The organism is Cupriavidus sp. IK-TO18 (assembly GCF_015549295.1).
Taxonomy (GTDB): Bacteria; Pseudomonadota; Gammaproteobacteria; order Burkholderiales; family Burkholderiaceae; genus Cupriavidus; species Cupriavidus oxalaticus_A.
In genome coordinates this window covers 309,223-323,525 of sequence record NZ_JADGMP010000015.1, presented here as the reverse complement: position 1 = coordinate 323,525, position 14,303 = coordinate 309,223, and the positions used below count along the sequence as shown (strand labels likewise).

Genomic DNA, 14,303 nt, shown 5'->3' with positions numbered 1-14,303 from the left:
GTCAGGCGCGGCGCGCAGGCTGGCCCATCCAGTGGTGCACCAGGTCGACGGTGGCCGCGGTGGCGGCCTCGTCGCACTGCAGCACCAGCAGGTCGCCCGGCACCAGCTGGCCGAGCGCGGTCTCGATGGCATTGGCACGTGCGCCTTCGTCGATGATCTTGGTCACGCGGCGGCCTTCGTACAGCCCTTGCTTGAGCAGCGCGCGCGCCTCGGCATCGGGCAGGTCGCGCTTGACGCTGCGGTCTTCGCACAGGAAGACGCGGTCGAAATGCTGGCCCAGCACCTTGCCCTGGCGCACCAGGTCTTCATCGCGGCGCTGCACGCCGGCGCCGTAGACGACCATGCGGCGTTCGGACGGGAAGCGGTCCAGCGCGGCCGCCAGCGCTTCCAGCGCGGGCGCGTTGTGGGCGTCGTCGACGACCACGGTGGCGCCGTTGCGCTCGAACAGCGTGAAACGGCCAGGCACGTCGACCTGGCCGACGTCGAACGTCACCACGCCGGCGCGGATCAGGTCGTTGGAGATGCCCAGCGCCCAGCCCGCGGCGACGGCCGCCAGCACGTTCTCGACCTGGAACGCCACGCGGCCGGCGTAGGTCAGCGGCACCGCGGCCACGTCGACCAGCGGCGTTTCCTTGCTGCCGACGGCCAGCACGATCTTGCCTTCGCGCACATACACCGCGCGCTTGCCTGCGGCGCGATGCGACATGATCGCGGGCAGCTCGGGCGTCAGGCCGAAGAAGATCACGTCGCCGTCGCACAGCTCGGCCATCTCGACCAGCCGCTCGTCGCGCGCATTCAGCACCGCGGCGCCATCCTTGAGCACCACGTCGACCTGCGTGCGCAGCACGTTGTACATGCGGTCCTCGTCCTCGACGTAGTAGTCGCCGAGGTGGTCGGGCTGGTCGAAGTTGGTGACCACGCCGACCTGGCAGCGGTCATAGACCAGGCCTTCGGACAGGATGCTGCCGCTGTCGTTCTCGAACACGGCGGCCTCGACCGCGCGGTTCATCAGGATGCGGTGGCCGGCGTCCCAGTTGGCGCGGTCGCCGCCCTGCACCAGGCGGCGGTCCAGGAACAGGCCGTCGCTGCTGGCCAGGCCGGTTTGCTTGCCCGACAGCTGCAGCAGGCGCGCGACCAGGCGCGCCACCACGGTCTTGCCGTTGGTGCCGGTCACGCCGACCACCGGGATGCGCCCGCAGTCGTCCTGCTCGGACTCGGGGAACAGGTGGTTGACGATGGCGCGGCCAACCGGACGCGGCGTGCCTTCGGCCGGCTTGATGTGCATCAGCAGGCCCGGACCGGCGTTGACCTCGACGATGGCGCCGCGCTGTTCGGCCAGCGGGCGCGAGATGTCCTCGGCCACCAGGTCCACGCCGGCGATGTCCAGTCCGACCACACGCGCGGCCAGCGATGCATGCGCGGCCACGCTCGGGTGGACGCGGTCGGTCACGTCGAAGGCGACGTTGCCGTTGCGCTGGATCAGCACGGTGCGGCCTTCCGCCGGCACCGAGCTGCCATCCATGCCCTGGCGCTTGAGCTCCAGCCGCGCGGCGGCATCCAGGCGCACGCGGTTCAGCGGGTGATCTTCGGTGCTGCCGCGCCGCGGATCGGAATTGATCTGCAGCTCGATCAGCTCGTCGATGGTGGACTTGCCGTCGCCGACCACGCAGGCGGTCTCGCCCATCGCGGCGGCAACCATGCGGCCGCCCACCACCAGCAGGCGGTGTTCGTTGCCGGGGATGAAGCGCTCGACGATGACGCCGCTGCCTTCGCCCAGCGCCACGGCGTAGGCAGTCTCGACTTCCTCGCGGGTGACCAGGTTGGTAAAGACGCCGCGGCCGTGGTTGCCGTCGTAGGGCTTCACCACCACCGGCACGCCGATGTCTTCGGCGGCGTCCCAGGCGTCCTGCGGCGAGTCGACCATGCGGCCTTCCGGCACCGGCACGCCGCACGACTCCAGCAGGCTCTTGGTCAGGTCCTTGTCGCGCGAGATGCTTTCGCCGATGGCGCTGGTGCGGTCGGTCTCGGCCGTCCAGATGCGGCGCTGGCGCGCGCCATAGCCCAGCTGGACCAGGTTGCCGTCCGACAGGCGGATGGCGGGGATGTCCCGGTCGTCGGCGGCATCGACGATGCATGCGGTGCTGGGGCCGAGGCAGTGCTCGTCGACCAGGCGGCGCAGGTTGTCCACGGCGGCGGGGACGTCGAAGGGACGGTCCTCGATCGCGGCCATGACCAGGTCGCGCGCGCTGAACAGGGCGGCGCGGGTGACTTCTTCGTGCCAGGCACGGACGATCACCTTATACACGCCGCGCACCGGAGTCTCGCGCGCCTTGCCGAAGCCGCCGGGCATGCCCGCCAGGTTCTGCAGCTCAAGCGTCACGTGTTCCAGGATATGGCCGGGCCAGGTGCCTTCCTTCAGGCGCTGCAGGAAGCCGCCGCGCTCGCCGATGCTGCAGCGATGCTCGATCAGCGAGGGCAGCCATGCCGACAGGCGCTCGTAGAACCCCGGAATCGTGTTGGAGGGAAAGTCCTCCAGTTCCCCGATATCGACCCATGCCTCCAGCACGGGCCGATATGTCCACATATTCGGGCCGCGCAGCGACATGACATCGAAAATCTCAATGTCCTTCTTTTTCATTGAATTTGCTTGAGGCAGTGGGCGGAACGCCCGAGAAATGGAAGCCTAACCTTTCAATAACGTTACAGCTTAGTACAGGTTGACTTTCTTCGATTAAAAGTGTTTGTGCAGTGCATCAGGGCAACCCGCGGGTTCGCTGTTATTTACGTCGTTATGTATACTGCGGGCGAATTCACGGGCAGCCAGTGGGCGCCCGGCCTAAATTTGTTTCAAGTTATGTCCTTTTCCCCTGGACGCTGCATGCTGCGCCATCCATGACCCAGTCCTCCCTGCCTGCCCTCAACACCTTCCCCGCCGACGAGCCGTGGCGTGCCGAATCCGGAACGTGGCTCCGTCCCGGCGAAAACGTCCTGGCCGGACTGGTGCTGGACCTCGACGCGAGGCTGCATTTTACCCAAGGGTGGCTGGTTGTGACGGACCAGCGCATCGTTGCCCGCCCGCCAGGTGAAAAAAATGTGCGGGAATGGAACATCTCGCCCGAACTGCGCCTTTCCCATACCGATCATGCGGGGGTCGGCACCCTCGAACTGGCCGGCCCAAAGGGTCGGCTGGCCAGCTGGCGATATACGCTTGGTTACAATCCTGCCGCGCTGCGGCTGGCCGACCAGTTCGAGATGCGCCGCGATGCCACCTCCGCTACCGAAATTGGCGAGCCTGGCGAAGTCGCGTGCCCGACCTGCAAGGCGCCGCTGCCCCCGGATGAAGAGGAGTGCCCGCAGTGCAACCGCGAGCTGGAAACGCCACCGTCGACCTGGGCGCTACTGCGCCTGTGGCGCTTTGCCCGGCCCTACCGCTGGCAGCTGCTGGCCGGTTTCCTGCTGACGGTGCTGTCCACCGGCGCCACGCTGGTACCGCCGTACCTGACCATGCCGCTGATGGACAAGGTGCTGATTCCGTACCAGAACGGGGTACCGATCGATTACGACCGCGTGCGCATGTACCTGGGGGGCCTGCTTGGCGCCGCGCTGGTGGCATGGAGCCTGGGATGGGCGCGTACCTATCTGCTGGCACGCGTGTCGGAGCGCATCGGTGCGGATCTGCGCACAACGACCTACGAACATCTGCTTAAGCTGTCGCTGGAATATTTCGGTGGCAAGCGCACCGGCGACCTGATGGCGCGCATCGGCTCGGAAAGCGACCGCATCTGCGTGTTCCTGTCCCTGCACCTGCTGGACTTCGCCACCGACGTGCTGATGATCGTGATGACGGCCGTGATCCTGGTCTCGATCAACCCGTGGCTGGCACTGGTGACGCTGGTGCCGCTGCCGTTCATCGCCTGGATGATCCACCTGGTGCGTGACCGCCTGCGGCACGGCTTCGAGAAGATCGACCGTATCTGGTCGGAGATCACCAACGTGCTGGCCGACACCATCCCCGGTATCCGGGTGGTCAAGGCCTTCGCGCAGGAAAAGCGCGAAGTGACGCGCTTCCGCGAGGCCAACAAGCACAACCTGGCCATCAACGACCGCGTCAACGCGGTATGGTCGCTGTTCACGCCGACCGTGACCCTGCTGACCGAGATCGGGCTGCTGATCGTATGGGTGTTCGGCATCTGGCAGGTATCGCACAGCGCCATCACCGTGGGCGTGCTGGTTGCCTTCCTGACCTATATCAGCCGCTTCTATACGCGCCTCGATTCGATGAGCCGCATCGTTTCGGTGACGCAGAAGGCCGCGGCGGGGGCCAAGCGGATCTTCGACATCCTCGACCACGTCTCGAGCGTGCCGGAGCCGGTGCGTCCGACCAAGCTCGACAAGGTCGAAGGCGCCATCGACATGCGCGACCTGGGCTTCCGCTACGGCAACCGGGCGGTGATCCGCGGGCTGGACCTGTCGATCGCACCGGGCGAGATGATCGGGCTGGTCGGGCACAGCGGCTCGGGCAAGAGCACGCTGGTCAACCTGATCTGTCGCTTCTACGATGTTTCCGAGGGGGCGATCCGTGTCGACGGCGTCGACATCCGCTCGCTGCCGGTGTCCGAGTACCGCCGCCATATCGGCCTGGTGTTGCAGGAGCCGTTCCTGTTCTTCGGCACCATCGCCGACAACATTGCCTACGGCAAGCCGGATGCCACGCGCGAGGAGATCATCGCTGCCGCGCGCGCCGCGCATGCGCACGAGTTCATCCTGCGCCTGCCGCACGGCTACGACTCGCTGGTAGGGGAGCGCGGCCAGGCGCTGTCGGGTGGCGAACGCCAGCGCATCTCGATCGCGCGTGCGCTGCTGATCAACCCGCGCATCCTGATCATGGACGAGGCGACGTCATCGGTGGACACGCAGACCGAGAAGGAAATCCAGAAGGCGCTCGACAACCTGGTGCAAGGCCGCACCACCATCGCCATCGCGCACCGCCTGTCGACGCTGCGCAAGGCCGACCGCCTGGTGGTGATGGACCGCGGCAAGATCGTCGAAGTCGGCAGCCACGACGAACTGCTGTTGCGCGAGGGCGCTTACTTCAAGCTGTACCAGGCGCAGGCGCGTAACGTCGATACCGAGGATGACGACGAGCGCGAAGCCGTGACCGAACTGCCGGAGGTGGCCAATGCCCACTGATATGACCTGGGCGGACACCAATGCCGCAGCCAGCGCGGCCTTCACGCTGTCGCGCAATCCGTTTGGCCGCCTGACGCTGAACCATGGCGACGGCACGATCTATGAAGGGGTGGTGCCGGTGCGGGCCTTTCCGATCTCCGCGCCGCAAGGCGGCATCGGCATGATGAGCGCCGATGGGCACGAGGTGGTGTGGATTCCGCGGCTTGAGGCCCTTCCCGCCAACGAGCGCAGGATGATCGAAGAAGAACTCGCATCGCGCGAGTTCATGCCGGAGATCGAGCGCATCGTTGAGGTGTCGACCTTTGCCACGCCGAGCGTATGGACCGTGCAGACTGATCGCGGGCGTACCTCTCTCGTGCTGCGCGGGGAAGAAGCGATCCGTCGCCTGTCAGGCAACACGCTGATGGTGTCCGACAGCCACGGCATTCATTACCTGATCCGTGACCTGATGGCGCTGGACAAGCACAGCCGCAAGCTGCTGGACCGGTTCCTTTGACGGCAGGCTGGCGACGCAGCGTTTCGTTTACTGGTAGTCGAGCGTAAATATCATGGCGCTCGACACGCTGCCAGGCGATGGCGCGCCCCCCAGCGAGACATAGCGCGCACCGAAGCGGTAGGTGGAAGGCACGTTGGCGGCAACGTTGCCCATGGCATTCCGTACTTGCAGCGGCACGGGCGCGCTGCCGATGGCGTCGACGATCTGCACGCCCACGTTGCTGGCCACGCCGCCCGTGCCGGCGCCAGCGATGCCGAGGATGCCATTGGGTGCCGACTGCACCGGCGTGCTCCCCCCGCCGTCCAGTGTCAGGCCGACGATGGCAGCCCCGCTGCAGGTCAGTTGGATCGAGAAGGGTGTATTACCGGCGGCGCCTTGTGTGGCCAGCGTGCGGGCGCTGACATTGGGCAACGTCACCACGGCGGGGTAGTTGACTGTGCAGGCAATCTCACGTGGCGAGGCATTGCCCGAAAAGCCGATGTAGTTGACGTAGCCGCCACCGAGCGCGCCTGAAAGCGAGCCTTGGTACACGCCGAAGCCAAAGCGTGTCTGGGTTGGGTCAAGATCGCCGCCTGCGATTGGGCCCGTCTTGACGAACTCAACCGATACCGATACGGAATAGGTCAAGTCGTTATTCAGGCTGCCAAGGTTGGCCGTCCGCGTATCGCAGTTGATGCCTTTCGCATTGGTCATCGGCTGCCCTGCGGCGTTGCGCAAGCGGATGCCGATGCCGGCCACACCGGTCGAATAGACGCCAGGCATGACTTCACTGCCTGATCCGTAGTAGCAGGAGATGATGGGCGCGCCGGCTACCACGGCAGGCGGTTTCTCGGTACAGGCGCCGGTGAATGTGTAGTAGCGCGTCGTGCCGGGAATGGTGCTCCCCACCGGCAGGTTAACCGCTACCGCCATGTTGTTCATGGTCTGGAGGTAGGGCATGGCAGGCGTGGCAGTGCAGTCGGCATGAGCGAGGCTCGGGGCTGCCAGGCAGGCGGCGAGCATTAGCCCGCGTTTGAGCGCACGGAGCAGGCGAGCGGCGATGGGTAGGGCTATGTGCATAGGTGTCGGCAGTAGCGGAGGCCGGCTGTGACCGCGCGAAGTTCGGGTTCGCTGCAGTCGGCGCTGCCTTGCGGTTGAAGGACGAGCCAACTTTAGTCGTACCGCTCTGTGCCCATGACCGGAAAATTCCGAATGCGTTAGGAAAATTTCGGCAGTTGCGGCGCCCAGGCTGACAATGTCACCGCTGCTCAGCAGCTTGCGGACACGAAAAACGGGCCACGGCGGCCCGTTGATGCAATACCCGTGCCCTGCGCGGGCAGGACTAATGCAACATCTCCGACGAGTCGTCGTCCTCGTCCCAATCATCGTGCATCATCGGCGCATCTGGCGCCATGTCGAAGACCATGGAGTGGTAGCGTACGCTGAACCACTCCCGGAACATCTCCAGCGTCAGGGTCTCGGGCCATAGCGAATCGTCGAACCATTCGCCCAGCATGAATTCGAAGAACTCCTGCCAGCGCTTCTCGACCCAGTGGACCGCGTTGGCGTGCGTATCCGCGAGTTCTTCGGGCAGCAGGAACACGCTCTGGTCCTCGCGCACCTGCTCTAGCGTGAGACCGGCAACCGGCTGTGGATCGACCGCCTGGATCCAGTCCAGGAACGGCTGTTCCGGAACCAGCGCGACCATGGCGCGGTTGATGGTATAGCGGGGATAGTCGGACATGGGGAGAGATGTGGAGGACTTCGGCGGGGTATTGTAATCGTCCGGATGCCCGAGGAAACGCTGTGCCGCCGCCAATGCGCGGCGGTCGCCTTTCCCGGTTCGGCGAACGCTAATGGTAGTTCATCGAGAACGTTGCGACGATATTTGCGAGTCCGCTCGATGCCACCGGGCTGGTCTCGTAGTATCGCGCAGTCATGGGAATGGCTGATCGCCCGGTTGTCACCTCGGAAACCGATCATGCCGCGCCGCGTGCGCCGGAAACAAAAAACCCGTGAAGACGCTGGTCATCACGGGTTTCCCGGGCTTCGGAGATGGAGGTCTCCGAAGTGTTGACTGGTGGAGCCGGCGGGAATCGAACCCGCGTCCGCAAGCCCTCCACAGAGAGTTCTACATACTTAGTTCTGTCATTTGATTTAACCGGCGCATCGCGGACGAACACGCTCTACGACGGCGAGTCACTAAATTTTCGTCCCCGGACCCGTGACACTTCCGGAGCTTATCTGACGTAAATGACCTCGCGTGGTCTTGCGACCCTAGCCCGTCAGCGAGCCAGTGCGAGGACGGCGGCCCTTAGGCTGCCAGTGCGTAACGTTCGTCGTTAGCAGTTATTGCATTCCCATTGATTAACGAGGTGACGGGTCCTCGGTATGCCCTCCACTGCTTTGTAACCCACGTCGAAACCAGGTCGGCCCCAGTGAGAAGAAGCTGGATTGTACCCGGTTGGATGGAAAGTGTCTCGGGGAGTTCCATGGCCACCAGCTGTGCGCTGGCCGCCACGCCGCTAGCCGACCGCGACGGGGACCAGCAGCGGGATCAGCTCGGCCGGATGGCGCACCAGGTGGTCGGCGCCCCATGCCTCCGGCGGCTCGCCGTCGCCGCAGTAGCCATAGGCGGCCGTGACCGTCATCATGCCGGCGGCCTTGCCCGCCTGGATGTCGCGCAGGTCGTCGCCGACGTACACGCAGCGGCGTGGGTCGACACCGGCACTCGCGGCGGCGTGCAGCAGCGGGGCGGGGTGGGGCTTGGCGTGGGCCGTGGTGTCGCCGCTGACCACTGCGCTGGCGCGCGGCGCCAGCCCGATGGCGGCGACCAGCGGCACCGTGAAACGCGCAATCTTGTTGGTGACGATGCCCCAGGGGATGCCCGCTGCTTCGAGCGCCGACAGCACTTGCGGCATGCCGTCGAACAGGCGCGTGTGCACGGCGATGTCGGCTTCGTAATAGTCGAGAAAGATATCCCGCAACGCCGGAAAGTCGGCATCGTCGGGCACCAGCCCGAACGCCGCGCCGAGCAGGCCGCGCGCGCCATGCGAGGCGACGGGCCGAAGCTTCTCATACGCCACCGGCGGGCGGCCGCGCTCGACGACCAGCCGGTTGGCGGCGGCGGCCAGGTCGGGCGCCGTGTCCGCCAGCGTGCCGTCGAGGTCGAAGAAGACGCCTGCGATGCCCCCGCTCATGCCGACACCCGGCGGAACGCCATCATGTAATTCACATCCGTGTCGCGGCCGAGCGCATAGACCTGCGACAGCGGGTTGTAGGTCATGCCGCGCATCTCGATCAGGTCAAGCCCTGCGTTGCGGGCGAAGCGCGCCAGTTCCGACGGGGTGATGAATTTTTCATAATCGTGCGTGCCGCGCGGCAGCATGTTCAGCACGTACTCGGCGCCCACGATGGCCAGCAGGTAGGCCTTCAGGTTGCGGTTGATGGTCGAGAAGAAAACGTAGCCGCCCGGCTTTACCAGCGTCGCGCAGGCTTGCACGATCGAGGCCGGATCCGGTACGTGCTCGAGCATCTCCATGCACGTCACGACCTCCACGCTGCCCGGCTCGCGCGCCGCCAGCGCTTCCGCCGCGATTTCCTCGTAGGTGACGGCAACGCCGGACTCCAGGCTGTGCAGGTCCGCGACCTTGAGCGCCTTGCCGGAGAGATCGATGCCGCGCACGGTCGCACCGAGGCGCGCCATGCTCTCGGACAGGATGCCGCCGCCGCAGCCCACGTCGACCACGCGCTTGCCCGCCAGTCCGGCAATGCCGTCGATCCAGCCCAGGCGCAGCGGATTGAGTTCATGCAGCGGCTTGAACTCGCTCTCGGGATCCCACCAGCGGTGGGCGAGCTCGCTGAACTTGTCGATTTCCTTGGGGTCGGCGTTCCGGCGCAGCGGATCGGGATGGGTGGACAGGGTCTGGGAGGGCAACGTCATCGTATGCGGGCCGGCGGCAACTGCCCACGCCGGCGGAGGAGGTGTGTGGGCAACTGTATCAAAAAAAAAGCCCAGCTTGCGCTGGGCTTTCTTGATCGGAAAGGATCCGATTAACGTGCGCTGCGGGTGCCGACCACTTCGACTTCCACGCGGCGGTTCGGCTGCTGGCAGGCGATCTGGGCCTTGCGGTTGCCCTTGCACGACTTCGGGTCGACCTTCAGCTGGCGCTTGCCCTTGCCTTCGGTGTAGACGCGGTTGGCTTCAACGCCCTTGCTCACCAGGTAAGCCTTGACCGATTCAGCACGGCGGATCGACAGGCGATCGTTGTACTTGTCCGAGCCGAACGAGTCGGTGTGGCCAACGGCGATGATGACTTCCAGGGTGATGCCTTGCAGCTTCGAGACCAGGTCGTCCAGCTTGGCCTTGCCTTCCGGCTTCAGGACAGCCTTGTCGAAGTCGAACAGGGTGTCAGCAGCGAAAGTGACCTTCTCGCTCGACACGACCGGCGGAGCCACCGGGGCCGGTGCCGGTGCCGGTGCTGCGGGAGCCAGCGCGCCGTCGCACAGGGCATTGGCGGTGGCCGGAGTCCAGGAGCTGTCGCGCCAGCAGAGCTCGTTCGTGCCATTCTTCCACACGTACTCGCTCGTACCGTTGCCCCAGTTATCGTTCACTGCCTTCTTTTCGTAGGGGACGGACTGGGCTTGAGCGGATGCAGCCATTACTGCGGTAGCTGCAACGAGCGCGAGCTTGGCAAATTTTTTCATATTTCTCCTCTCAGGATGAGATCACCGCAGGGTTACTGCGAGCAAATGGACGAAAACAAGTCATACATTCTTCGGAGTATAACATTCTCGATGTGGTGTATGCTCCACTTCGAACAATGTCTGGCTCTTCGCTGGGGAATTGTGCCACAAGGGTCGTTTCCTAAGAAGTAAATATATTCGATTCGCCCCATGGGTTTTGGGCCTGTGGTGTTTGTGCAACATAGGTCTTGTGTCGCCCGCAAAGCCTTGTGGCATCAGGGTTTCCGGGATTCGGGCAAGGCCGCCGGCTGGCTCCGGCGAGGCTGTCCGGGGGCGGTAAGTCGGGGATGCCGGCATGTTAGAATGGCACGTTGCCCAGCCGTCAGGCGCCTGCCGGCGCCACGTGCAAAAGGGCCTGTCATTCGCTTAAACCTGCCGCATAAACCACGCCGCAATGGATCCATTCGCAAAAGAAACCCTTCCGGTCTCCCTCGAAGAGGAAATGCGCCGCTCCTATCTCGACTACGCCATGAGCGTGATCGTCGGGCGCGCGCTTCCCGATGTGCGGGACGGCCTGAAACCGGTGCACCGGCGCGTGCTGTTTGCGATGCACGAGCTCAACAACGACTGGAACCGTCCGTACAAGAAGTCGGCCCGTATTGTCGGGGATGTGATTGGTAAGTATCACCCGCACGGTGACACTGCTGTATACGACACCATTGTCCGCATGGCGCAGGACTTCTCCCTGCGCTACATGCTGGTGGACGGGCAGGGCAATTTCGGTTCGGTCGATGGCGATAACGCCGCGGCCATGCGTTATACCGAAATCCGCCTGTCGAAAATCGCCCACGAGATGCTGCATGACATCGACAAGGAAACCGTCGATTTCGACAGCAACTATGACGGCTCCGAAAAAGAGCCTTCTATTCTCCCGGCCCGTATTCCCAATCTGCTAATCAATGGTTCCTCGGGTATTGCAGTGGGTATGGCCACCAATATCCCCCCGCATAACCTGAATGAAATCGTCGACGGCTGCCTGCATCTGCTGCGCAATCCGCAGGCGACGGTGGATGAACTGATTGAATTGATTCCGGCTCCGGATTTTCCGACCGCCGGCATTATTTATGGCATCCAGGGTGTGCGCGAAGGTTATCGCACCGGCCGCGGCCGCGTGGTCATGCGCGCCAAGACGCACTTCGAGGATATCGACCGGGGCCAGCGCCAGGCGATCATCGTCGACGAGCTGCCCTACCAGGTGAACAAGCGCACCTTGCTTGAGCGCATCGCCGAGCTGGTTACGGAAAAGAAGATCGAGGGCATCTCGGATATCCGCGACGAGTCGGACAAGTCGGGCATGCGCGTGGTGATCGAGCTCAAGCGCAACGAGGTCCCCGAGGTCGTTCTTAACAACCTGTACAAGAACACCCAGCTGCAGGACACCTTCGGCATGAACATGGTGGCGCTGGTCGACCGCCAGCCGCGCCTGCTGAACCTGAAGCAGATGCTGGAGTACTTCCTCGCGCACCGCCGCGAGGTCGTGACCCGCCGCACCGTGTTCGAGCTGCGCAAGGCGCGCGAACGCGGCCATGTGCTGGAAGGCCTGGCCGTGGCGCTGGCGAATATCGACGAGTTCATCGCCATCATCAAGGCCGCGCCCACGCCGCCGATCGCCAAGCAGGAGCTGATGTCCAAGGCCTGGGATTCCGGCCTGGTGCGCGAGATGCTTGCACGTGCCGAGAGCGAGACCCCCGGGGGGCGCGCATCGTACCGGCCGGACGGCCTGCCGGCGGTGTTCGGCATGCAGGCCGACGGCCTCTACAAGCTGTCAGACGGCCAGGCGCAGGAAATCCTGCAAATGCGCCTGCAACGCCTCACCGGGCTGGAGCAGGACAAGATCGTCCAGGAATACCGCGACATCATGGCGGAAATCGCCGATCTGCTGGATATCCTGGCCCGTCCCGAGCGCATTACTGCAATCATCACCGATGAACTCACCGCTATCCGCGCCGAGTTCGGCGATGACCGCCGTTCGCAGATCGAACTGAACGCGACCGAGCTGGACACCGAGGACCTGATCACGCCGCAGGACATGGTGGTCACCCTGTCGCACAGCGGCTATATGAAGAGCCAGCCGATCTCCGAGTATCGCGCGCAGAAGCGCGGCGGGCGCGGCAAGCAGGCGACGGCAACCAAGGAAGACGACTGGATCGACACCCTGTTCGTGGCCAATACCCACGACTACATCCTGTGCTTCTCGAACCGCGGCCGGCTGTACTGGCTGAAGGTCTATGAAGTGCCGCAGGGTTCCCGCAACTCGCGCGGGCGTCCGATCGTCAACATGTTCCCGCTGTCTGACGGCGAAAAGATCAACGTGATCCTGCCGGTGCGCCAGTTCGACGCCGAGCACTTTATCTTCATGACCACCGCACGCGGCACGGTCAAGAAGACCGCGCTGACCGAGTTCTCCAACCCGCGCAAGGCCGGCATCATTGCCGTCGACCTGGACGAGGGCGACTACCTGATCGGTGCTGCCGTGACCGACGGCCAGCATGACGTGATGCTGTTCTCGGATGCCGGCAAGGCGGTGCGTTTCGACGAAAACGACGTGCGCCCCATGGGCCGCCAGGCACGAGGCGTGCGCGGCATGAACCTGGAGGACGGCCAGGCCGTGATCGCCATGCTGGTTGCGCCCGCCGAATCCGCCGAGGAAGCGGAGGCGGGCGGACGTGGCAGCGTTCTGACCGCGACCGAGAACGGTTACGGCAAGCGCACGCCGATCGCCGAGTACACTCGACACGGCCGCGGCACCAAGGGCATGATCGCGATCCAGACCAGCGAGCGCAACGGCCGCGTCGTGGCGGCGGCGCTGGTTTCGCCGGAAGACGAAATCATGCTGATCACCACCGGCGGTGTGCTGATCCGTACCCGCGTCGGTGAAATCCGTGAAATGGGCCGGGCCACGCAGGGCGTCACGCTGATCAACGTCGACGAGGGTACCAAGCTGTCCGGCCTGCAGCGCATCGTCGAGAGCGACGCCGACAATGGCGCCGGCCCGGAAGAGACGGAAGAGGCGGGCGGTAACGCCGATGCCGACGCCAATTCGTAACCAATTGGCCCCATCGCGCGTTAAAACGTAAATTGTTGCAACAACAGGACGTCAGCCGGAACTCGACTTGCGGCTGTCCGGACTAAAACGGACGTATTTACCAGGGAGTCACAATGCTCAAAACCTATCGACGTATCGCTGTTCTGGCCGCTTTCGTTCCGACCTTCATGGTGGCGCAGCATGCCCATGCACAGGACGCGGAAAAGACGGCAGCCATCAAGGAACTGCTTTCCGTCATGCAGGCTGACCAGGCCGTCAAGGGCCAGGCAGAAAACTGGCAACAAGGCGCCAAGCAGGAAGCCCCGCTGGTGCTGGAGCAGGTTCTGGTCGAGAACAAGACCCTGAGCGACAAGCAGAAGCAGGCCGCGGTTGAAAAGCTGAAGAAGAACGGCGCGGTCCAGCGCATGGTTGACGGCGCCGGCACGGCATTCAACACCGACGGTTTCCGCAAGGACGCCATCCAGGCCCACTACGACGCCTTCGGCAAGTACTACTCCACGCAGGAACTGAAGGATCTGACCACGTTCCTGAAGTCGCCGACCGGCCAGAAGTTCATGGCCAACCAGGGCAAGGCGACCCAGGAGATCTGGGGCTCGATGATGCAGAAGTACGGCCCGCAGGTCGGCAAGTCGATGCGCGACGCGGCCGAGAAGGAAATCACCGCCGCGTCGAAGTGATCTTCGCCGCAGGGGCCTGAGGCATTGCGCCGCAATGCGCCGTAATGTGTCGCTAAGGCCGCCTCGCGCGGGCCGGCGCTGCACCGGGGTCCAACCCCGGGCGCCCAACCGGGCACGGGTTTGAGGGATAATGGCTGCTTGGGTAACTCCGGCAGCCATTTTTCCTTTC

The 14,303-nt window shown here is 64.4% G+C and carries 10 protein-coding genes and 1 other RNA gene; 4 read left to right on the top strand and 7 right to left on the bottom strand.

Annotated elements, in window-relative coordinates; genetic code table 11:
- Position 1 precedes the first annotated feature (1 nt).
- Entirely contained in the window at positions 2 to 2,638 is a 2,637-nt protein-coding gene (cphA, locus tag IPF36_RS14095) for a cyanophycin synthetase (protein WP_195428283.1), read from the bottom strand.
- A 254-nt stretch (positions 2,639 to 2,892) separates the two neighbouring features.
- On the opposite strand from cphA, the gene IPF36_RS14090 reads away from it, so the two are divergent.
- Positions 2,893 to 5,190: an ABC transporter ATP-binding protein gene (locus tag IPF36_RS14090; protein ID WP_135704772.1), complete on the top strand. Its 2,298-nt coding sequence runs from the start codon at positions 2,893 to 2,895 to the stop codon at positions 5,188 to 5,190.
- Positions 5,180 to 5,686, top strand: a complete 507-nt coding sequence (locus IPF36_RS14085) for a DUF1854 domain-containing protein (RefSeq protein WP_255519763.1) — start codon at positions 5,180 to 5,182, stop codon at positions 5,684 to 5,686. Before IPF36_RS14090 ends, IPF36_RS14085 begins: the two co-directional genes overlap by 11 nt.
- A 27-nt stretch (positions 5,687 to 5,713) precedes the next feature.
- Here IPF36_RS14085 and IPF36_RS14080 read toward each other — a convergent pair whose 3' ends face one another.
- The 6 genes from IPF36_RS14080 to ompA form a co-directional block, all read right to left on the bottom strand.
- The gene (locus IPF36_RS14080; RefSeq protein ID WP_255519762.1) at positions 5,714 to 6,607 is read right to left on the bottom strand and encodes a fimbrial protein; all 894 of its coding nucleotides are present in this window, start codon (positions 6,605 to 6,607) and stop codon (positions 5,714 to 5,716) included.
- Between the two features lie 400 nt (positions 6,608 to 7,007).
- Entirely contained in the window at positions 7,008 to 7,409 is a 402-nt protein-coding gene (locus IPF36_RS14075) for a hypothetical protein (protein ID WP_133094000.1), read from the bottom strand.
- 334 nt (positions 7,410 to 7,743) lie between these two features.
- Positions 7,744 to 8,102: a transfer-messenger RNA gene (gene ssrA, locus IPF36_RS14070) on the bottom strand.
- An 88-nt stretch (positions 8,103 to 8,190) separates the two neighbouring features.
- Positions 8,191 to 8,865, bottom strand: a complete 675-nt coding sequence (gph, locus tag IPF36_RS14065; protein WP_133094001.1) for a phosphoglycolate phosphatase — start codon at positions 8,863 to 8,865, stop codon at positions 8,191 to 8,193.
- The gene (gene ubiG / locus IPF36_RS14060) at positions 8,862 to 9,608 is read right to left on the bottom strand and encodes a bifunctional 2-polyprenyl-6-hydroxyphenol methylase/3-demethylubiquinol 3-O-methyltransferase UbiG (RefSeq protein WP_133094002.1); all 747 of its coding nucleotides are present in this window, start codon (positions 9,606 to 9,608) and stop codon (positions 8,862 to 8,864) included. The genes gph and ubiG overlap by 4 nt, the downstream gene beginning before the upstream one ends.
- A gap of 110 nt (positions 9,609 to 9,718) precedes the next feature.
- Positions 9,719 to 10,372, bottom strand: coding sequence for an outer membrane protein OmpA (gene ompA, locus IPF36_RS14055; RefSeq protein ID WP_029045719.1), 654 nt, complete (start codon positions 10,370 to 10,372; stop codon positions 9,719 to 9,721).
- A gap of 433 nt (positions 10,373 to 10,805) precedes the next feature.
- Here ompA and gyrA point away from each other — a divergent pair, with 433 nt between their 5' ends.
- Together gyrA and IPF36_RS14045 are read left to right on the top strand one after the other, a co-directional pair.
- Positions 10,806 to 13,457, top strand: a complete 2,652-nt coding sequence (gene gyrA, locus IPF36_RS14050) for a DNA gyrase subunit A (protein WP_133094003.1) — start codon at positions 10,806 to 10,808, stop codon at positions 13,455 to 13,457.
- Between the two features lie 113 nt (positions 13,458 to 13,570).
- On the top strand, positions 13,571 to 14,134 hold the full coding sequence (locus IPF36_RS14045) for a DUF2059 domain-containing protein (protein WP_029045717.1): 564 nt from the start codon (positions 13,571 to 13,573) through the stop codon (positions 14,132 to 14,134).
- Positions 14,135 to 14,303 lie beyond the last annotated feature (169 nt).